The 21,369-nt window shown below is 67.2% G+C and carries 17 protein-coding genes and 3 pseudogenes; 18 read left to right on the forward strand and 2 right to left on the reverse strand.

The window, feature by feature from the left end:
* From P696_RS57070 to P696_RS49330, 17 genes and pseudogenes are all read left to right on the forward strand, one after another.
* Positions 1-412: hypothetical protein (locus P696_RS57070; protein WP_034488051.1), on the forward strand; the 412-nt coding region annotated here is incomplete at its 5' end.
* A gap of 781 nt (positions 413-1,193) precedes the next feature.
* Entirely contained in the window at positions 1,194-1,418 is a 225-nt protein-coding gene (locus tag P696_RS0131210; RefSeq protein WP_026415406.1) for a hypothetical protein, read from the forward strand.
* Between the two features lie 388 nt (positions 1,419-1,806).
* Positions 1,807-2,157, forward strand: a complete 351-nt coding sequence (locus tag P696_RS59430) for a DNA/RNA non-specific endonuclease (protein ID WP_425394171.1) — start codon at positions 1,807-1,809, stop codon at positions 2,155-2,157.
* Positions 2,158-2,514: 357 nt separating this feature from the next.
* Complete coding sequence (locus P696_RS56410; protein ID WP_157430023.1) at positions 2,515-2,898, forward strand: hypothetical protein; 384 nt, start codon at positions 2,515-2,517, stop codon at positions 2,896-2,898.
* Between the two features lie 90 nt (positions 2,899-2,988).
* Positions 2,989-3,294, forward strand: coding sequence for a transposase (locus P696_RS0131215; protein WP_026415407.1), 306 nt, complete (start codon positions 2,989-2,991; stop codon positions 3,292-3,294).
* A gap of 75 nt (positions 3,295-3,369) precedes the next feature.
* Positions 3,370-4,505, forward strand: a pseudogene (locus P696_RS49320) (IS30 family transposase).
* Between the two features lie 45 nt (positions 4,506-4,550).
* A pseudogene (locus P696_RS0131225) lies at positions 4,551-5,420 on the forward strand (IS3 family transposase); the annotation flags it as partial.
* A gap of 831 nt (positions 5,421-6,251) precedes the next feature.
* Positions 6,252-6,656, forward strand: a complete 405-nt coding sequence (locus P696_RS56415) for a hypothetical protein (RefSeq protein WP_157430024.1) — start codon at positions 6,252-6,254, stop codon at positions 6,654-6,656.
* A 566-nt stretch (positions 6,657-7,222) separates the two neighbouring features.
* A complete protein-coding gene (locus P696_RS0131235) occupies positions 7,223-7,840 on the forward strand; it encodes a hypothetical protein (protein WP_026415410.1) in 618 nt (205 codons plus the stop codon).
* 85 nt (positions 7,841-7,925) lie between these two features.
* The gene (locus P696_RS59510; protein ID WP_483756978.1) at positions 7,926-8,156 is read left to right on the forward strand and encodes a Scr1 family TA system antitoxin-like transcriptional regulator; all 231 of its coding nucleotides are present in this window, start codon (positions 7,926-7,928) and stop codon (positions 8,154-8,156) included.
* A 13-nt stretch (positions 8,157-8,169) separates the two neighbouring features.
* Positions 8,170-8,355 carry a DUF397 domain-containing protein gene (locus P696_RS0131245; protein ID WP_026415411.1) on the forward strand — a complete coding sequence of 62 codons (186 nt, stop codon included), beginning with the start codon at positions 8,170-8,172 and terminating at the stop codon, positions 8,353-8,355.
* 1,158 nt (positions 8,356-9,513) lie between these two features.
* Positions 9,514-12,261 carry an ATP-binding protein gene (locus P696_RS0131260; protein ID WP_026415413.1) on the forward strand — a complete coding sequence of 916 codons (2,748 nt, stop codon included), beginning with the start codon at positions 9,514-9,516 and terminating at the stop codon, positions 12,259-12,261.
* Between the two features lie 155 nt (positions 12,262-12,416).
* Positions 12,417-13,082, forward strand: coding sequence for an isochorismatase family protein (locus P696_RS49325; RefSeq protein ID WP_051468411.1), 666 nt, complete (start codon positions 12,417-12,419; stop codon positions 13,080-13,082).
* Between the two features lie 2 nt (positions 13,083-13,084).
* Positions 13,085-13,927: a fumarylacetoacetate hydrolase family protein gene (locus P696_RS0131270; RefSeq protein ID WP_026415414.1), complete on the forward strand. Its 843-nt coding sequence runs from the start codon at positions 13,085-13,087 to the stop codon at positions 13,925-13,927.
* 15 nt (positions 13,928-13,942) lie between these two features.
* Entirely contained in the window at positions 13,943-14,869 is a 927-nt protein-coding gene (locus tag P696_RS0131275) for a VOC family protein (RefSeq protein ID WP_026415415.1), read from the forward strand.
* 932 nt (positions 14,870-15,801) lie between these two features.
* Positions 15,802-17,031, forward strand: coding sequence for a cytochrome P450 (locus P696_RS55085; protein WP_170026631.1), 1,230 nt, complete (start codon positions 15,802-15,804; stop codon positions 17,029-17,031).
* A gap of 161 nt (positions 17,032-17,192) precedes the next feature.
* Positions 17,193-18,857 (forward strand): annotated as a pseudogene (locus tag P696_RS49330) (Tn3 family transposase); the annotation flags it as partial.
* A 46-nt stretch (positions 18,858-18,903) separates the two neighbouring features.
* Here P696_RS49330 and P696_RS0131290 read toward each other — a convergent pair.
* Positions 18,904-19,815, reverse strand: coding sequence for an SDR family NAD(P)-dependent oxidoreductase (locus tag P696_RS0131290; protein ID WP_026415417.1), 912 nt, complete (start codon positions 19,813-19,815; stop codon positions 18,904-18,906).
* 109 nt (positions 19,816-19,924) lie between these two features.
* Between P696_RS0131290 and P696_RS0131295 the strand changes: the two genes are divergently transcribed.
* A complete protein-coding gene (locus P696_RS0131295) occupies positions 19,925-20,590 on the forward strand; it encodes a TetR/AcrR family transcriptional regulator (protein WP_026415418.1) in 666 nt (221 codons plus the stop codon).
* A gap of 161 nt (positions 20,591-20,751) precedes the next feature.
* Here the strand turns inward: P696_RS0131295 and P696_RS56420 are convergent, their stop codons facing one another.
* The gene (locus tag P696_RS56420) at positions 20,752-21,105 is read right to left on the reverse strand and encodes a hypothetical protein (protein WP_157430025.1); all 354 of its coding nucleotides are present in this window, start codon (positions 21,103-21,105) and stop codon (positions 20,752-20,754) included.
* Between the last annotated feature and the right edge of the window lie 264 nt (positions 21,106-21,369).

Raw genomic sequence — 21,369 nt, forward strand, 5'->3', positions numbered from 1 at the left:
CGCCACGATCACTATCAAGGGCTTCAAGCTCAACAACCCCAGCAACGGGACGTCCAAGAACGTCACCGTCACCGGAACCGTGTCGACCCTTCCCGCCGGCACCGTGGTCACCTCCGACGGCAAACCGATCGTCCGGCTGGAGAGCAACTGCGCCATCGAGGCCAGGGCCCTCGTCACGGACTTCGGCGAGCAGAAGAAAGCCGCCGGCTCCAGTGGGGAGCTGTCCTTCCCCTGCGGCGTCAAAGACCGCGCCTGGTCGGCCACCTTCAACTCCGAGAACTGGCCCTACAAGTGCAGCAACACCGTGCTGGTCCAGGTCGACGTCACACGCGACGCGGTCGGCCTCCCCGACAACCGCACCCTCCGCCGCCCTGACGGCAGTGACGAAAAACGCCTCAAGGCGACCTGCTGACAGTCACGAGCCGCTCGCGAACGCGGGATGCGCTTCCATCCCACCCGCGGCCCACTCGCGCGATTCAGCAACGGCGCTGGCGGGCGAAGCGAGCACACACCGACACCATCGTCACACAGGGCTACTATTCCTCGGATATCACGGACCCGAGTCCCGGGCCGTTAAGGGAGCCGCGCTGTGGCCGAGGCGCTCTGCCAAGCACGCAGTTCGTCGCTGCTGGGAGATGCTGACCGGTGCGAAGAAGCAGGCATTCCATTGCGAGAGGACGATCGGCACCCACCGGTGGGACTACTGCACCTGGGACCAGTGACCGCGCGCCCTGTCTGCGCGGGTCAGCAGGGCGGGCTGGACCTCGCGTGAGGCAGTCGACGTCCGGGCAGATCGGCGGGGCCTTCCGGCCGAAGAGGCCCCGAGTCCGCCTCCTCGCGGAACGTCGGCTATGGCGGTCCGGTCGGCCCGCCAGGTGAACTACCTCGTTCGCTCTGGGCAGCGGGGCGCCTTCGTGTACAGGTTGCCTCCGAGACCGTCGCCGAGTGGGGAAGTTCGACCGACCCGACGCCCCGTCCTCCCGCGGGAGGACGGCGTTCTCGATTGTTGGCCAGCGACCCAAGCGCGACTCGCGGGCATCCTTTGAGCGAGTTCTAGGCGACGAGAAGGCCATACCATCAGCAGTCACTCGTTTACCTTGCGCAGCGTCGGGCATCTGCAGCGCAGGTGGGCCTGCCGGGAGGCCGCCCACGAAAGTGCAGTTCCCCGTCACTACTCACAACAAGGTGCGAGCATGCCTTCTCGTCTTACCGTCATCCTCGTGGCGGCCGTCGGCGCGCTGCCCATCGCCGTGGCCCCAACCTCGGCTCACGCCGCCACCCGACCCAGCGCCCACGCGCGAGACATCCCCGCTTCGGTGTGCAACCAGGGCGGAGGAAGCGTGCACCACCTGCACGACGGCTACGTCTGCCTCGGCGGCAAGTACGACGGCTTCCCCGTCGACCCATACCGGGGCTAGGAACGCAGCGCAACGACTGCAACGGCTGATCGCTTCGGCTGAACCATAACCAGTGCCTATCCAGATGGCCCGCTCTCCGGCCAGGGGGCGGGCCCATCTGTGAGGGTTCGTCACAGCAGTCACATGTGTCACTGACGTAACGCCTCCATCGCCGTCACGGTCAGTGACGCAACAATCGCGAGCGTGATCTCCTGTGGTCGCTGTCCTCTCGGACGGCTCTATCCCCTCACCCAGGAGGCCCCGTGGCCGCTCGCCGTCCCGCCCGCGCCCGCTCACCGCCACCGCGCTCACCGCGGCAGCGTTATCACCGATGACGGTCTCGGCATCGGCATTCACACCTCCGTCGACCAGGCAGCCCTTGCCCGCCCACGCCACGGCGCCACAGGAGATGGACCCGGCGCCGTGCGCCGAGCACCTCATCCCCGACCACGTGTACCACGCCGACGGAGCCGAGTACCGCACCGACGCCCAGGGCCGCCCCTCGCGCGCCGAGGCGAATGACGTGACCCACAGCGAAGCCGTACGCGGCTCGTGTCAGGCCAAGGCTGGCCACATGGCCGGCACCAAGGGCTACGACGGAGGGCACTTGATCGCGGCCACGCTGTCCCGCAGTGGGCCAGCGTCAACAGGGGCATTTACCAGCACATGGAAGCCGGTGCCAAACGGTGCCTGCGACAGCCCGGCGGTCGCATCCTGCACTACCGGATCAAGGTCACCTATCCCGATACGACAACACTGATCCCGACTACTTCTACGCGGACGTCGAGGTCGTCACTGCCGGACACAATCGGCAGGACATCAAGGTGACATTCCCCAACCGCCAGCTCGTCGGTCACGAGTACGGACGCCTTCGCGGAGCCTACGAGCAGCGGTACCTGGCCGCCGGGTGCGGCAAGCCGGAGGCAACCACCCACTGACCTCGCGCGGCTCCGCGACGTCTCGTCCTTTCCCGTGTCGGCAGGGGCCTTTCGGAGGGCAGTCTTTCCTTGGTTCGATGATTAACGTTGCGGAGGCTCGCGATCACACGAACTGGGGAATTGCTTGATCATGTAGGCGGCGCGGATATGCCGGGTCGCAGGTGATCGAAGGAGTGGCTGTGATCCGCGCATCCAGGAAGCTGACGGCATTCGCCCTTGCGGTACTGACCATGACCCCCACTGCCTTCAACATGCATGCTGCCCGGGCAGAGCCGGTTCCGCCCCACGTTCTTGATCCCATGGACGTGGAGTTCGATAACTGGTCCTGCAGAACGGGTCATTACGACGACTGGTTTACACCTGCACGAATTTCAGGGGAAGACTGTGATGTCTTTCACAAGGGCACGAAATCGTTCGCGGTTATCGTCTATCTGGAGAGTGTAGTCAAGCCCAACGTGATATATCCCGTCGTCTGTGATGGGGATACTTTCAGGGCCACGAGAGTATATAGCGTAAATGACCAAAGAATGGAGACGCTGATAAACTGCCTCCAGCGCTTTTAGGGAATTCGGTCGGGTTGGCCCGACCGCGACGTCGGGAGCACACCGCTGTGAGGTGCCTCGGATCTTCCGGACACGTCCATAGCTAGGATTGTGGATGAACCGGAAGGAAGGTCATTGGCAAGGCGTAAACGGCGGCACTTTCCGCAGGATTTCAAGGACGAGGCTGTCCGCATGGTGCTGGACGGCCCACGGCCGATCGCTCATGTAGCCCGGGAGCTGGACCTGCATGAGACCACACTCAGTTCCTGGGTGAAGAAATACCGGCTGACACAATCAGGTGATCCGCAGCACGCACCGAAACCGAGTGAGCGCAGGAGCGAGAGGGAACTCCAGTTCGAGCGTGAGGTCCGGAAGCTGCGGGAGGAGAACGCCTTCCTGATCAAAGCCGGGGCGTAGTCAATCGGTCGATGCAACACCTGAGGTAGAAGAGGTCCTCGGAGGTGTTGCGTGGCCAAGATCGGGCGTCCCGGTATGTCGGATGCGCAGAAGCGTGAGGTGTGGCAGCGGTGGAAGGCGGGGCAGTCGCTCAGCGACATCGCCCGCGCGTTGGGCAAGGTGCCCGGGTCGATCCACCATGTCGTGGCCTCCAACGGCGGGTACGTTCCCGCCGACCGCAAGCGCGCGGCCGGCGCGCTGACGCTGGCCGACCGGGAGGAGATCTCCCGTGGCCTGGCGCGCGGGAGTCGTTCCGGCAGATCGCGGCCCGGTTGGGCCGCCCGCCCTCGACGGTCAGCCGGGAGGTGGGACGGCACGGTGGCCGTGAGCGCTATCGGGCCGCACAGGCTGATGCGCGTGCCTGGGACAACGCTCGCCGTCCCAAGCGGTGCCTGTTTCAGCGGGACGCCGAGCTGCGTGAGGTGGTGGCCGCCAGGCTGGCCGAGGACTGGTCACCCGAGCAGATCTCCGGCTGGTTGAAGGTCGCCTATCCCGAACGGGAGGAGATGCGGGCGTCGCACGAGACCATCTACCGCAGCCTGTTCATCCAGGCCCGCGGCGTGCTCTCCAAAGAACTGACCTCTCACCTGCGACGACGGTGCACGATGCGGCGTTCCAAGAAGGCCGGCACCGCCGGCCAGCAGCGCGGGCAGATCCGCGACGCGGTCTCGATCCGGCAGCGCCCGGCCGAGGCCGAGGATCGTGCCGTGCCGGGCCACTGGGAGGGGGATTTGATCGCTGGGGCCAGGAACACCCACGTCGCGACGCTGGTCGAGCGGCACTCACGGTTCGTGGTTCTGGTGAAGGTGCCGGGCAAGGACACCGTCAGTGTCGTGTCCGCGCTCGCCCGCCGGGTCCGGCGGCTGCCCGAGGGCTTGATGAAGTCGCTGACCTGGGACCGCGGCACTGAACTCGCTGATCACCAGGTCTTCAGCATCGCTACTGACGTCCAGGTCTACTTTTGTGACCCGAAGAGTCCGTGGCAACGGGGCTCGAACGAGAATATGAATGGCCTACTCCGGCAATACCTGCCCAAGGGTACCGATCTGAGTGCCTACTGCCAGGCCGAACTGGATCAGATCGCCCTCAAACTGAACACCCGGCCTCGCAAGACCCTCGAGTTCCAGACACCCGCTGATACGTTGGCGGCGGTTGTTGCATCGACCAGTTGAACCCAAGGCGGCCTTCTTCGCCAAGGAACACCCGTAACCGCCAAGTACGAGTTCATCGAGGCGGAGAAGGCCAGCCACAGCATCATCGACATGTGCAGCTGGCTACATGTGTCCCGTTCAGGATTCTATGAATGGCGATCACGGCCGGCCTCAGGCACCACCGAACGCCGGACGCGGTTGAAACTCGTGATCGAGGCGGTGTTCCAGGCCAATCACCAGACCTATGGACACCGGCGGGTGCACGCGGTGCTGGTCCGGTCCGGCGAACAGGTGTCGCTGGAGCTGGTGCGGCAGCTCATGCGCGAGCTCGGCCCGGTGCCGGTGCAGCCGCGACCGTGGCGGCCGGTCACCACCCTGGCCGAGGGACCGGACGCCATCTCCGACCTGGTACGAAGGGACTTCACCGCCGCCGCACCCGGAACCAAACTCGTCGGCGATGTCACCTACATCCCCACCTGGGAAGGGTTCACCTATCTGGCGACCGTCATCGACTGCCACTCCAAGATGGTGGTCGGATGGGCGATGGCCGACCATTTCAAAACCTCCCTCCTCGCCGACGCGCTCGACGCCGCAGCGGGCACCATCGACATCGAACCCGACTGCATCTTCCACTCCGACCGCGGGTCGAACTACACCAGTGCCGAGTTCGGCCGCCACCTCGAGCGATACGAAATGCGCCGCTCTGTGGGGCGGACGGGCGTGTGCTGGGACAACGCGCTCGCAGAGTCATTTTTCGGAGCGCTGAAGAACGAGTGGCTGCATCATATGGTGTTTGCCACACGAGCCAAAGCCCTCCGCGCGGTCATGCGCTACATCGAAGGCTTCTATAATCGACGTAGGCTCCACTCGGCGAACGGATACCGGACCCCATGGGAGGTCCACGCCGAGTACCTGGACCGACAGCAAGCCGCATAGATCACCTATCAAGCAGCTGTCCGGAAAACACGAGGCCCCTCAGCGCGGTGGTGACCGCAGTCATGGGGGTTCGTGTCGGTGGACGGATTCGCACCAACCACCCACGCGAAATCACCGTATCGGGCGCGTACACGATTGCCCGGTAGCGCCGGGGCATGTGCGACCGGTAGGTGTCGGTGGGGGGATCACTACCGCCCACACATGGCCCACATGGTGCCCGATCGGCGAACCCCACCTGATCAAGGTCGGTGGGTAGTCGCGTGTCAATGGGGGACAAGGCTCCACCCGCTCAGGCGAGATCTACGCGCCACGCATGCACACAGTGCGGAGGAGCAGCGGGCAGCGCGCATGTTCGTTAGGTCAAGCTCTGCCGAAGCCACCGAACGATCAGATCGGTCTTTGTAGCTGATCGCGGCTCCGTGTTCCTTCGCTCTGCGCAATGCACTTGGCGAGCTGAGAGCGCGGGGCGCGGCGACCTCGCGTTGGCCGGGTTGCGCAGGCGGTGAGGACCGAGCCGTTGGTCGGGCGGGTCTGCCGACCAGGTCCCCTGTCTCCGGGCGACTGGGCCGACCGTGGCCACGCTGCGGGAGGCGCACCGCGCCGAGTCCGAGCGGCTGCTGGGGGTGTTCGGCGGGGTGTTGGCGCGGCCCGGGAGGCGGGCACCAGGTCACCGGCGCCAGACGCAGCCGGGCCGAACACAACACCGCACGGCGCGGGCCCCTCGCATTCCCCGCCGGTCGGGTCACTGTCCTGCCCGGGGGTTCTCAGGCACACCAGCGCACTGTATATATACAGAGTGTGACTACTCGAATACAGAAAGGCAGAATCGTCGTGGGTACGTTCTCTCGGGTCCTGGCCACCACGGCGGTCGCTGCACTGGCCGGCTGCCTGCTTGCCATCCCGGCCAACGCCAACACCGACCAACCGCCAACTCCGGCTTGTCATGGCAGGCCCGCCGACCGCGAGCGGGCAAACCCGAGTCAGATCAGCGCCGCCGCCTACAACCACGCCCGGAGCATCCTGGCAAGCGTCGGCAGCTACTCTGCGGCCAAGTCTCATCCCATCCACGGCCACAGGTCCGTACCTGTCGGGTACGGAACCAGTCTTTTGGCCTGCGCGCGGGACGAGTTCCGGAGTGACGACCGGGCGGCTCCGGTCAAAAAGTCGGGCATGGCGCCCTACCACTGGCAGGCCATCCACGACGCGGCGCGGAGAATGGGCATCACCCGCTGGTGAGCTGTGCCGCCGACTGGCGGCATCGGCAGTCGTCCATGGTCCGGTGGGATCGTCGCACGCTTGGCCTTGTACCAGCGGGTCACGTCGGTGGCGCACTCGGTCGGCTCGGACAGGTCGACGACCAGGTAGTCCGGTGGGGCGTGCGGCGGCTCGCTGTCCCGAGGGCTCTTTGTGCGCCGCGCGCTCCTTCGGCCGTGTGCCAGCGGAATCGAGACTCCCGTTGTCTGTCGGGGCCCGGGTTACGGATGGTCGCTGGCAAGTCGCGTACGCCGTCCGCCGAGCCAGAGGCGCCCACGCCGCCCGGAATTGGTCAAGGATCTCCGAGGTCGGCCACGCCGCCCTCGCCGCCCCGGGCGCACGAGCGGCCCCGCGCCCGGGAGGGCGAGCACCGCACGCGACGGGGTCGGGATGTTCCGGGGTTCAGGACTGCATCCACGGCCATGTAAAGAGTGTCGTTCTCGAACTGCGTCGGAGGGGAGGGCTCACTCCGGAGCGAGGCCGTTCAGGACGGTAAGGAGGAACTTCGAGCGCCGAGAGGGGGCGCCAGAGGAACGGACACGAGAGTCATGAACCACCTTCGTAGACCGTTCGAGATCATCCGCGCTGACCTGCGCGCCTACCTGCTGATCAATGCCCTCGTCTACGGGGTGTTCCTCCTGGGCATGGTCCTGGCCATGATCTTCCCCGATCTCCACGCCGCGCGGACGTCCTCGTTCGTCGACGGCGGCCAAGGGGCGCTCGTCAACACCGTGATCGGCAACCCCTGGACCTTCGGTGTGACCATCTTCCTGGTCAACGTGTTCGCGACGGCGCTGGCGCTCATCGTCCTGCCGTCGCTCGTGATCCCCTTCGCGGGCCTTATCGTCTTCGTGATCAAGACGGTCGACATAGGGATCATCCTGGCGCCGGTCGACCGAACATCGACACTGATCCTCATCCCGCACTCGCCGACCATCCTCATCGAGTTCCATGCCTACGCACTGGTGATGTTCGGCGCCTACCTACTGGGCAGGTCCTGGCTCCGGCCGGCGACAGTGGGTGCCACCACACGAGGTCATGCCTATGTGCGCGGTCTGAGTCGACTCGGCTGGCTCTGGCCCACGGCGCTGGCGCTCTTCGTCATCGGCGCGGTCTACGAGGCCGTCGAGATCTATTTCCTCGTACCGCTGGTGCTCGGCACCTGACTGTCCCCATGGAACGCGGGAAGAGTCATCTCGCGGCGAAGATCTGCGATGTTGAGAGGGTGCTGTCGCCGCGAGGCTGGTGGGCATGGAGACCTCGTGCGGTGGTCGACACGTGACGAGTCGTGCAACACAAGGGAGGTGGGGCGACGGTGTCACTACTGCCACTGCTGGCATGCAAGGAATGTCCAACGACCTGTTCCTCGACGACGCAGAGAACATCCGCCGCTACACGGAGGCTTTCAACCACTTGCGGAACCTGGCGACGGATCCTCCCGCCACCACCAGGCTGCTCACCAGCCTCGCCAAGGCGTTCTGAAGGAGAGGTGCAGATGAGCACTCCTGACTGGTCTCGCGCAACCTGGCGCAAGAGCCGGCACAGCGGCGGCGACGGCAACTGCGTCGAGCTCGCACGACTCGCCGACATGACAGCGATGCGCGACTCCAAGGACGCCAACGGCCCGAAGCTCGTCCTCACGCAATCGGAACTCCACGAGCTCCTGGCATCGTTGCGTTAGATCAACCAGCCCCTTCAGACGTGCCCACCCATATCCGCAGCCCTCTCACCCATCGTTCGGTCATGAGCTTGGCCCTCACGACGGGGATGTTTCGTGTTGCAGCCCTGGGGGTGAAGGTGAGTCTGCAGTCGGTCGCCGTCATGCTGCGCGGAGCGTCGGCCTCGCCTGGCACAACAACACCACGGCCTCCCTCCACACTTCCTTCCCAACGCTCGCGCCATGGGCATCACGACCCCTGCCCGAGTGATCTCGGCAAGCGTGATCCCAACCGCAAAATCGGGGAGAGCGTGACTCAATGAGCGCAACAGCATGGGCACGGACCGGCTAGCATTCCCGGTGGTGTCCCACCCACCTCAGGGGGATTCTCTGCTTCGTCTAGGTCGGAGCGACTTTGAATTCCCGGAAGAGAGTGGTGAAGAACTCCGGAGGTAGTTCCTCGATGGCATCGTGCTGCTCCAACTCGGCGGCGCCGAAGCGGAAGACCTCGTAGCCGGGAAAGCTTGAGGTCGCGGTCGCTACGTACCATCCGCGCATACTCCCCGGTCGGGCTTCGCGCCCTTCCAGCCGGCATCGCGCCGGCGGAGCTGTAGTGCTGGATTCCATCGACCTCTATGACCAAGCGGTACCCGCGACCAGCGTCTGGACCGCCGGCTCGCCGCCATCACGGGCGCGGGCTGCATCCGGATCTTCGCTGGCAGACCGTCGGGCAAGAACGCTGACCGCGCCGAACTCGCCAAGCCCCTGGACTACCTGCGGCCCGGCGATACCCCGGTGGACCCCTTGGTGCGCGGGGCAGTTGTGGTGTTCGAGCGGGCCCACCCTCACCAATCGCACGGCAGCGGGCTTTGGCGAGTTGGTCGCGGCGGCCGAGTTGGACCCGGATCCGGAGCAGCTCGAGGTTCCAGCGCGTCCCGGGTTCCGGCAGGAGTCGATGATGGACCTGAGGCCGTTGCAGCTGGACACGACGCTCGTCGAGATCGTGAAACTGCAGAGAGTGCGGGCCATCGGGTTGCCGAACGGGTTGTCGAGGCTCAGCGAGAGGTTCGTAAAGGGGACGAGCCCCAGCGCCAGCGAGGACTCAGTGGCTGTCATCGTTGAAGCATCCTTCGCCCTCTCCACTGCGAGGCCACGTAAGATCGGATCGGGGGTGAGACGCCGATGTCGGCACCTGCGGGGCGGTTCGGACGGTCCGCGGAGACATCGCTGATCGGCGGGTTCCTCGACCGCGTGATGACCGACGGTGAGGCCCTCCTTCTCGTCGGGGAGCCGGGGATCGGTAAGACGGCGTTGTTGGACGACGCCGCTGGGTACGCACTCGCCGCGGGGTTCCAGGTGGTGCGCGCCGCCGGTGCGGAGTTCGAGGCCGACATCGCCCTGGCCGGTTTGGGACAGCTGCTCGCCTCCTTTCCTCCTTCCTCTCGGACGAACCTCCCGGTCTCGGGGAAGGCTGACTGCGAACCCGCGGATGTCCGGATCCGCGCGCTCTCCGAGATACGCGAAGCCGCCCGGGAACGTCCACTGCTTCTGGTCGTGGACGACCTGCACTGGCTCGACCGGTCCAGCGTGGAGGTGCTGGGGTTCGTCGCCCGGCGTCTGTCCGGCGCCCAGGTCGGGCTCCTGGTCGCAGCCCGTCCGGCACCGGACGGCTCGCCCGGGGCGTTGGAGTCCTGGACGATGAGGGTTCACGAAGTGCGGCGGCTGGACGGCGCGGCATCGAACGAGCTCCTGCGGGCCCGCTTTCCCAACCTTCCGGCACGGCTGCTCAGGCAGGTGCAGGATGAGGCACAGGGAAATCCGCTTGCTCTGCTGGAACTGGCTGGAACACTCATGGACCGGCCGGGATGCCCGCTCGCGGATGCTTCGGAGACGCCTCCGGCGCGGCGCGTCCAGAACCTGTTCGCAAGTCAGGTGGCGAGGCTTCCGGCGGCAGGGCGGACGCTGCTTCTGCTCGCCGTTCTGGACGGCACGGGCGAGTTGGACGTGCTGCGCGCCGCGTCCGGGGATCTGGAGCTGGCGGGACTCGGTCCGGCCGAGCGGGCGGGGCTCGTCTACATCGACGCCGAGAGCCGACGTCTGCGGTTCCGGCATCCGCTCATCCGTGCCGGAGTCGTGGCGAGCACACCTGCGGACGAGCGACGTGCCGCGCACCGGGTCCTCGCCGGCACCCTCGGCGACGATCAGCAGGAACGCCGAGCCTGGCACCTCGCCGAAGCCACCTTGGAACCTGACGAGTCCGTCGCGGAAATCGTGGAGACGGCGGCGGACTCGGCACTGGACAAGGGCGACGCGCGGCTCGCGGTCACCACCCTCCGGCGTGCGGCCGTGCTGAGCCCGCGTCCGGCCGACCGGGCGAGGCGCCTGACGCGCGCCGCGTACACCGCGCGCGTGAGAGGCGACCTCCGGGACGTCATGGCGCTGCTCGCCGAAGCCCGGCAGGCCGACCCGGCCTCCGAGGTCTCCCTGGAGGCGGCCGTGACCAGGTCGTATCTGCTGCTCACCGACGACGGTGACCTCGACGCCGCGCACCGCCTGCTGGTCACGGCGATCGAGAAGCACGCGAACGCGCGCGACGCCTTTCCGAACGACGACGTCCCGAACGACGAGATCCTGGACGAGGCGTTCCAGTCGCTCCTCCGCCTGTGCTGGTTCGGTGGACGCCCTGACCTGTGGAAGCCGTTCGAGGACCTCGCCGCCCGTGTCCCCGAACGAGCAGCCCGGTTCAGCCGCTTCTACTCCGACCCCGCCCGCTCCACGTCGTCCGAGCTCGCGCGACTCGACGCCGCCGTCGCCGCCCTGCCCCGGCGGCCGGACGACCTTGGCCGGATCGTCGATTCGGCGATCTTCCTGGACCGCCTCGGCGAGGCCCGGCAGCCGCTGCTGCGCATCGTCGCGGGCGGACGGTCCGGGGAAGGGGCGGCGTCCCTGCACGTCGCGCTCATCGCGCTCGCCCTCGACGACTTCCACACCGGACGCTGGGACGAGGCCGACCGCCTCATCACCGAACTGCTCGGCCTCTCCCGGGATCTCGGTTACCAGATGATCTGGCCGTCCCAGCACGTGCAGGCGCTGCTGGCCGCCGCGCGCGGCGACTTCGAGACGACCTGGACGCTGACCGACGCCATGTCCCGGTGGGCCGAGCCGCGCGGTCTGCACGCCGCCACCTGGTATCGGCAGCACGCGCGGACGCTCGCCGCGCTCGGCCAGGGCGACTTCGAGTACGCCTACCGGCAGGCGAGCGCGATCAGTCCGGCGGGCACGTTCGTGCCGCACGTCCCGCACGCGCTGTGGGTGGCCATGGACCTCGTCGAGTCCGCCGTCCACACCGGACGCCACGCCGAGGCCGAGGCGCATGTCGCCGCGATGCGCGACAACCTCGTCGCCGAACTCTCCCCACGTCTCGCACTGATCACGAGGGCGTCTGAGGCGGTCGCCGCCGCGACGGACGACCGGGCCGGCCGCCTGTTCGAGGAGGCCCTGGCGCTGCCCGACGTCGAGCGCTGGCCGTTCGACCTGGCTCGCGTCCACCTCGCGTACGGCTCCCGCCTCCGCCGGGCGCAGTCCCGGCTCAAGGCCCGCGACCACCTCTCGACGGCGCTCGAACGGTTCGAATGGCTGGGCGCGCACCCCTGGGCGACTCGCGCGGCCAACGAGATCCGTGCCACCGGCCGCGCCCGTCCGGGAAACGCGCCGTCCGCGCCGGTCCACCTCACGCCGCAGGAACGCGAGATCGCCGTCCTCGCCGCGAGGGGCCTGACGAACAAGCAGATCGGCGAGCGCCTCCGCCTCTCGCACCGGACGGTCAGCTCCCACCTCCACCGCCTCTATCCCAAGCTCGGCATCACCACCCGCACGGCGCTCAACGACGCCTTGGCCGACCTGCCGCCCGAAGGCCCTGAGGGGACCTGAACTCCGCAAGCGCAAGCGCACGCACCGTCATCTGACGCTAGTGAGCTTTGTCCGGCATGAGCAGGATCGAACCAACAGCCCGGAACGCCCCCGGCTCCGCACCAGGCGGACCGGATGGCGCACGGAGCACCCCGCCCAGCGCAGAGGAGACAGCCATGCCCGCCGACGCCACCGAGCTCACGATCGAGAACTCGGCCCTGATGCTGATCGACCATCAGCCGTGGGTCGCGTTCATGTGCGAGGGCGACCAGACGCTTCTGCTGAACAACGTGGCGTTTCTGGCGCGCGCCGCCAAGATCCTCGGGGTTCCGACCGTCCTGACGACGGTCGGCGCGAGCGGCACCGTCCCGCTGGTCGACCCGATCTTCAGCCAGATCGGCGACGTGTTCCCCGAGATCAAGCCGATCGACCGGGTGACCACCGCCGCCTGGTCGGACCCGCGCGTGCGGGAGGCCGTCGAGGCGACCGGACGCCGCAAGCTGATCACGGCGGGGCTGTCCACCGAGGTGTGCCTCGCGCAGGCCGTGCTCGGCGCGCTGAAGGACGGCTACGAGGTGTACTTCGCGACCGACTGCTCGGCCGGGGTCACCCGGGAGGGCCACGAGGACGCCAAGCTCCGCCTGGTCCAGGCGGGCGCCCACCCGGTGAACGTGCCGGTCTGCATTTCCGAGTGGACGCCCGTCGCGACCTCGCCCGAGCGGGCCAAACTCGTCGACATCTCACTGGAGTACGGCGGCTCGCAGTCCCTCGCACTCCAGTACGTCTTCGCGCAGACCGCCGCCGGGACCGTCCGCACTCCCGCCCCCGCGGCGGCGGAGTAGCCATGCGCGTCGGCAACCTCTCCGACCGGCTCACCCTCTTCCGGGGCGATGCGGCCGTCGACGTCGAGAAGGCCAGCGGCGGGCAGTTCGGACCCGACCCGCAGGCCGTGTACGACCGCTGGACGGAGTTCGTCGCCTGGGCAAGGGCGAACCCGTCCGCCGGTGAGGCGGTCCCGTTCCGGACCGAGGATCTCGGTGCTCCCGCGCCCCGCCCCCGCCAGGTGTTCGCGATCGGCGCGAACTACCGGGACCACGCCGAGGAAGGCGGTGTCGGCGTCCCCGACCATCCGATGGTGTTCACCAAGTGGCCGTCGTCGTTCACCGGTCCGGTCGGGGACGTCGTCCTGCCCGGGGACACCGTCGACTGGGAGGCCGAGCTCGTCGCCGTGGTGGGACGGCGCGCCCGCGACGTCCCGGCGAGCGAGGGCTGGGCCCACGTCGCGGGCCTGACCGCCGGGCAGGACCTGTCCGAGCGGACGGTCCAGACCCGTGGCGAGTTCCCGCAGATGGGCCTCGGCAAGTCGTTCCCCGGGTTCAGCCCGTCCGGGCCCTGGCTGGTCACCCCGGACGAGTTCGCCGACCCGGGCGACCTCGAACTCGGCTGCACGGTCAACGGCCACCGGATGCAGCACGCCCGCACCCGCGACCTGGTCTTCCCCGTGCCCGTCCTGGTCGCCGAGCTGTCGAGGATCGTCACCCTCGAACCCGGCGACGTGATCTTCACCGGCACTCCCGGCGGTGTCGGCATGGCCCGCAGGCCGCCCGTCTACCTCGCCGAAGGCGACGAGCTCGTCACCACGATCGAGGGCATCGGGGCCCTGCGCCACCGTTTCGTTTCCGCCTGATCATCGGAGACCCGCATGTCACTGCACCGCCTCACCGAGATCACCCTCGGCGTCCCGAACGTCAAGGAGACCGCCGAGTACTACACCGACTTCGGTCTCGAGCCGCTGCGCTCGGACGACCCGTCCGAGCACTGGTTCGGCACCGTGGACGGCGGCCGTCAGCTGCGCGTCGTCCGCGCGCCGATCCGCAGGCTGCTGTCCCTCGGCATCGGGGTCGACGACCCCGACGACCTGGCCCGGATCGCCGCGTCGCTGGAACGCCTGGAGATCCCCAACCGGCCGCACGGCGACCGGATCACCACCCGCGAACCGGTGACCGGCACGGACGTCACCATCGAGATCGCGCCACGGATCGTCCAGCGCCCGACGCCCACGCCGCCCGCCAACACGCCAGGCAGCATCACCAGGCCGAACGCCCGCGCGATCCCGCTGCTGCGCGAGGACCCGGTCCGCCCGCGCAGGCTGGGACACGTCGCCCTCGGCTCGACCGACCTCCGCGCCACCCAGCGGTTCTTCCAGGACGGCGTCGGCTTCAAACTGAGCGACGAGATCCGCGACACGGCCACCTTCATGCGCTGCTCGCCGGACCACCACAACGTGGCCCTGCAACCCGCACCGGTCGACTTCCTGCACCACACGTCCTGGGAAGTGGACGACGTGGACGAGATCGGCCGGGGCGCACAAGCCGTCCTGGAGGACCACCCCGAACGCCACACCTGGGGCCTCGGACGCCACTGGGTCGGGTCGAACTTCTTCTACTACTTCCGCGACCCGGCCGGGAACATGAGCGAGTACTACTCCGACATGGACGAGATCACCGACGACGAGCTGTGGAACCCCACCGTCTGGGAACCGGCCTACGGCAACAGCTGGGGCCCGCCGGTCCCGCCGTCCATGATCGAGCCCGACGACCTCGCCCAGCTCATGGCCGGAATGCACTGACCTCACCGCGAACCACACGAACATACCCACAGCCCTGCGACGGCCTGGCCCGGGACCACCCGGCCACGGCCGTCGCCCGGGACCATCACAACACCACCCCCGTGAACGCGGCCGGCTCCTCGTCGGACAACGCCACCCGGCTCAAGCCACGGCCTCAACATCCTCACGCCCCACCGAGTAACAACGAATCAAAGACTCGGGACTCTAAGTTAGAAGCAACGGCGGCAGTGACAGCTCTTCAGTCGGCTCCCCCTGTCGCCGTGGTGCTGCGCAGCAGACCCCGCCGGTGAGCACCGAGCCGCCGCATGCCAGCGCGATGCTCGCTCCGACGCGATCACCGCCCAATTCCCCCTGCTTGGCACCTCCCTCACCCCCCGGGCTGGGCCCATCGCGCATTCCGACTCCCCGGGCCATGGAATCCGTCCTGGGGACTCCTCACACAGCGCAGCCCCGGGCGAGTCGGCCACCGCCGCATGGCCGTCCCCACGGAGAGTCAACGGACTGACCTCGCGATCATCCTCCGCCCTGGACGCAACATCATGGGCTTCATCACCCTTTAATACGAATCATTCAACCGTCCATCATTTGCCACCATCGTGGTGATTTAATTTTACCTTTGCGCCCGCTTGACTCCGCCTTCCTATGGGTATCTAAAGCATCGACCAAATGTCCGCCACCGCAACAAAGGAAGGACAGTTGTTCGTTGTGAAGAAGCTCATGAGCAAGATTCGGGCCATCAGGTCAGGCGCCTACCGGTCCTACTACCTGTAGGGACGGTCAGGAGCAGGACTCCCTCGACACAACGTGACACCGGCAACCGGTAGCAACCGCCGCTTCAGCCGAGAAGAGGACAAGGGATTGTCATGCGACCTCATCGGCGAGACAGCGCTCCGGCCAGCCTCCCACGCCAAGCCGACAGGGTCGCGTTCCTGATGGAGGGCACGGCGCGTCATGGCGACTTTTGGCAATTTGCCTCGCGCGTGTATGTCGCAGCAAGTGCCGAACTGGCCAGGGAGGCATATCGGCGCACCGGAAAGGACTTCAGGGTCCCGGACGGAATGTTCCGGCTGCCAGACCAGGTGCGCCATGCTCTACCAGCGGGGGCGATCCTGCCCGACAGTATCGCTCCCGCCCGCAGCCACTTCGGGCACAACGCCCTCAACCGATACGTCGGCATGTTGGCGAGCGAGGCGGCCCAGGCCACCGAAGCTTGGCCTCGGGATCAATCAGTTCAGGTGCTACCCGCGCTCAGGTGCATGTTCTCCCGCATGGCTGCGCACTACTGTTTCGGCGAGGACGCCGCCCAACTACTCCATGCCGAGGTGCCTCTCGCCGATGCCCGCGAAGCCGCCCCGCCCCGCACTCTCTATCTGCCGCGCTACGTGCCCACCCCGACCCGCTGGCGACTACAGCGGGGCCTAGACACCCTCGCCGGGCGGATCGGCGCACTCATGAAACAGCGCCTCCAACAAGGACGCGCCATCGAGCCTGACCTGTTGGGCGTCATGATCGAATCGTCCCTGCGTCACGGCACACCCCCAGGCGAGCACATCGCCTATCCGCTGGCAGTAATCCTTATGGCTGCTCAGGAGCAGACCACCCGCGCCGGCGGATGGCATCTGCTGGGTCTGGCCCGCCACCCAGCTTGGGCCGACAGTATCGCCCAAGAGGCTGCCCAGCTTCCCGACGATCCCTGGCAGATCACCGCCGCTCATCTCGCCAAGCTCACTCATGCTGACGCATTCGTCCGCGAGTCCCTGCGGCGCTATCCGCCCAACTGGCTAACGATGCGAACCACGGTCGCCCCCACCCACCTTGGCGAGCATCAGCTTGCTCCTGGTGACCGGGTTCTGCTCTCGCCCTACCTGCTCCATCACAACGATCGTTACCACGTCGATCCTGAGCAATTCCGCCCCGACCGCTGGCTATGCCCACGTTCGGCTTCCGACACCAGCACCACCGCCCGGGGCTATCTGCCTTTCGGGGCCGGACCGCGACTATGTCCCGGAGCAGCCCTGGCCACCGCCGAGCTGACTCTGCTCGTGGCACTGACAGCCCGCTTCTTGCGTCTGTCCTGCCCGTCTCCGGAGCCCTTCCGGCTCACCACCGCAGGCGCACTGACCCCAAGTGACCTGCATCTGGTGTTCCACCGCCGCACTTGAGGAAGTCCGCGATGCTGACATTCCCGATGACGACCCGGCGACTGGTTTTGCGCGTGCCCCGAGACGTGACCTAGCCCCCTGCGGAATTGGTATGAGGACCCGATCGCATTGGAGCACGCGGGCACCCAAGTCCACTGGAACCGCGAACTCACTGCCGACCGTGCGTGCTGGTGCAGCTGCACCGGGCCCTGAACAACCGCAACGTGTTCGCCTCCCCCTCGCACCGGTGGTCCGACCCGCGTGCCCGGCTCCTGGACGGGGCGGCATGGGACGCGGTGTGCGAGGACGTGCTGGCCGGGCTGAGCCTGGACATGCCCGTCACCGAGCACTTGGCGGAGCTGGTGCGGGCCCCGGACGCGGGCTGGAAGCAGATGGCCGAGCGCTTGGAGTCGGCGGGCAGGGACGCGAAGGTGTCGCTCGACGTCCTGCCGAACGGCCGGGTGAAGCTGAACGTGGAGAAGCTCGGCGCGCTCGGCGAGCCGAAGTCGCTGGCCTGGCTGCGCCAGCGGGTCGAGAAGATGCTCCCGAAGATCGACCTGCCGGACCTGCTCTTCGAGGTCCACTCCTGGACCGGTTTCCTCGACGCCTTCGTGCACCGGGGCGACGGCACCACCCGGATGAAGGACCTGACCACCTCGGTGGTCGCGCTGCTGGTCTCGGAGGCGTGCAACATCGGCATGACCCCGGTCACCAACCCGGGCCACGAGGCCCTGACCCGCTCCCGGCTGGTCCACGTCGACCAGTTCTACCTGCGCGCCGACACGATTGCCGCGGCGAACGCAGCTCTGATCGAGGCCCAGTCCGAGGTGCCGATCGTGCAGTTCTGGGGCGACGGGCTGCTGGCCTCGGTCGACGGGCTGCGGTTCGTCGTCCCCGTCCGCACGATCAGCGCGGCGCCCTCCCCGAAGTACTTCGGGTTCAAGCGCGGCATCACCTGGCTCAACGTCGTCAACGACCAGGTCGCGGGCATCGGGCAGATGGTCGTCCCCGGTACGCCGCGCGACTCCCTGCACATCCTGGACGCGCTGCTGAACCTGGACGGCGGCGTGAAGCCGGAGATGGTGGCCACCGACAACGCCTCCTACTCCGACATCGTGTTCGGGATCTTCAAGATCCTGGGCTACAACTTCAGCCCCCGCTTCAAGGACCTGGACGACCAGCGGTTCTGGCGGGCGACGATGCCCGGCGTGGAGACGGGCACGTACGGGGTACTGGAGCCGCTCGCCCGCAATCGCGTGAACCTGAAGAAGATCGAGACGTGGTGGCCTGACATGCTCCGGGTCGCGGGTTCCCTGGTCACCAACCAGGTCCGCGCCTACGACCTGCTGCGCATGTTCGGACGCGAGGGCCACCCCACGCCGCTGGGGCAGGCGTTCGCGGAGTACGGGCGGATCGCCGAGACCGAGCACCTGATGCGGATGGTCGACCCGGTCGACGACACCTACCGCCGACCGATGAACCGGCAGCTCACCGTGCAGGAGTCCCGCCACAAGCTCGCCCGGGACGTGTGCCACGGCAAGCACAGAACTATCCACCAGGCATACCGCGACGGCATGGAGGACCAGCTCGGCGCGCTCGGCCTGGTCCTCAACGCAATCGTGCTCTGGACCACGAAGTACATCGACGCCGCCGTCGCCCAGCTCCGCGCCGAGGGCCACGAGCTGCGGGACAAGGACATCGCCCGGCTCTCCCCGCTCAAGCACCGCAACCTCAACGTGCTCGGCTGCTACGGCCTCACCGCCTCCATCCCGGCCGCCGGCGCCCTGCGCCCGCTGCGTGACCCGGACGCGGCCGGGCTCGGACTCGACGAGGACGACGAGGAGTAGGGCGCGCGGGCTAACTGGTGATGGCCGGTCCGCACGGGATCGGGTTCTACTGGGATTGGGCGACGGGGAACATCACGCCGGTGAGGTCTTCGGAGACGGCCCACAGCCGTTGCTGGACGGCTGTCTCGTACGACTGCGCGCTGGAGGTGACCAGCTGAGGGTGACCCTTGATCTGAAGGCGTCCGCCGGGGCCGTAGTACTGGCCGCCCAGCACGGCGGGGTCGGCGGCGGCGCGTAGGGTCGGCAGCGCACCCATCGCCGGGGTTTGGGTGACCAGCGGTGCGAGCCAGGTGAGCGGAAGCCGGATGGCCGCAGGGCTGTTACGGACCAGTTCGGTGCTGGACAGGCCGGGATGTGCGGCCACCGCGACGGTGGTGCCGTGCGAGGCGAGCCGGCGCTGCAGCTCGTAGGTGAACATCAGGTTGGCCAGCTTGGACTGACCGTAGGCGCCGGCCCGGCTGTACGACCGCTCCCATTGCAGGTCGTCGAAGTGGATCGCGGCCCGGATGCGGTGGCCGGTGCTGCTGACCGTAACCACGCGCGAGCCGGACACCGGCAGCATCAGGTCCAGCAGGAGGCCGGTGAGTGCGAAGTGGCCCAGATGGTTGGTCCCGAACTGCATCTCGAAACCGTCGGCGGTCGTCTGCTTCGGGGTGTACATGACGCCGGCGTTGTTGATCAGCAGGTCGAGCCGGTCGTACCGGGATCGCAGGGCCTGGGCTGCCGCCCGGACGGAGTCGAGCGAGGTCAGGTCCAGCGCCTGCACGGTCACCTCGCCGCTGATGCGGGCCGCTGCCTTCTCGCCCTTCTCAACGTTGCGCACAGCGAGCACCACGGAGGCCCCGCGTTCGGCGAGAGCCTTGGCGGTCTCGAATCCCAGGCCGGTGTTGGCGCCGGTCACGACGGCCACCCGTCCGTGCTGGTCAGGAATACTTGCGGTCGTCCACTTATCGCTCATGCCAGACTCCCAGCCCCTGAAGGTACCGAAGGTATCTTGCGTCTTAGATGCTAAGGTACCGTCGGTACGATGTCAACGTACCGACGGTACGTAATCTAGACTGGGGAACGTGACTTTCCAGCGCGCGCGAACAGAGGAACAACGGAAGATCCGCCGGCAGGCGATCCTCGACGTGGCGTCGGCCATGCTCGACGAGATGCCGGTGGCCACGGTCACCCTCAACGAGCTCAGTCGCCGGGTAGGGCTGGCGAAGCCGAATGTGCTGCGCTATTTCGAGTCCCGCGAAGCGGTGCTCTTGGAACTGCTCGACCGCTTCCTGCAGGAGTGGCTGGCAGAACTGGCAGAGGAGTTGGCCGCCGCTCTCGACAACGATCTCTCCATGCCCGAGCGAGCGGCAGCGGTGGCCGAGGTCCTCAGCCGCTCGCTGTCCGGCCGGATGGTGCTGTGCGAGCTCTTCGGTGCACAGGGCAGCGTTCTCGAACACAACGTCTCCGTCGAGGTCGCAGCCCGCTACAAGCGCGCCTCCCTGAACCGCCTGACGACCATGACCGACCTGATCCGGACGTACCTGCCGGAACTGGGCGAGAACGCCACCCTGTTCAGTCTGCAAACCATGGTCATGGCCGGGGCGCTGTCGGCGTACAGCACCCCCCCACCCAGCCTGCAGGCGGCCTACCAGGCCGAGCCCGACCTGGCCCGCTTCCACCTGGACCTGGAGGACTACTTGAAGCAGGCCCTGACCGCAACTCTCCTGGGTGTACTACCCCGCCGCTGAAAACGTCGCATTGAATCAGCAGCGCCCCAACGACGCCGCGCTGCTGGCGCGCTGATGTATCGGGAAGTGTCGATTGCCGAAGTCGTGTTCACCGGCGGCCTGGTTTGGGGGGACAATACTGCTGTCACGTCTCATAGAAACTGAGCCATTCGCAAGCAACGTCAGCCACCCAGGTCAACAGGCCAGCCGCCACGAGTGGTGCTGCTCATGCATTCTCGTTCAACCTGAGCCACCGCAAACGGGCTGTTGTGGCTCATGCCCGATGAGAAGCGACAGCCGCGGATCGCCCATGAGGGCCTCAAGCACTGCGCCGGTCGGTCCAGGGCCCACGTCTGGAACCATCGATCGGCCAGCGCGGCGTCCTGCTCGCGTGTGCCGTTGAGATCTTCGTCGTGGACGGCGTTGGCGTGCAGTTCGTCGTGGCTGGGGTCATCGGGGGTGATGAGCTCGGCGCCGCAGCCGACTGGGTGCGGCAGCAGCAGTTCTCCGTTTTTGATCACTGCCTTTGAGGTCATCGTGATCTCACCTCCAGCCCGTACCTGCGCACATAGTAACGCGCCCCCTGGGGAGAGGTTCGATTCCATTGCTAGAAACCGGACGTTCCTCGCAAATTTACCTAAACGGCCCTGTCTCGGTAGAACGGAATTCTGGAAAAGCATTCAGTTCGATCTTGGAAGTGGCGTTCGTCGCGAGGCTCACGGCGGAGCAGAGCGGATTGTGGATAACCCCTAGGCGGGCTCCCGTGGCTGCGAGAAGTGGTTCACCGCAGCCCACCTCAG

The sequence above is a fragment of the Actinomadura oligospora ATCC 43269 genome (assembly GCF_000518265.1).
Lineage (GTDB): Bacteria > Actinomycetota > Actinomycetes > Streptosporangiales > Streptosporangiaceae > Spirillospora > Spirillospora oligospora.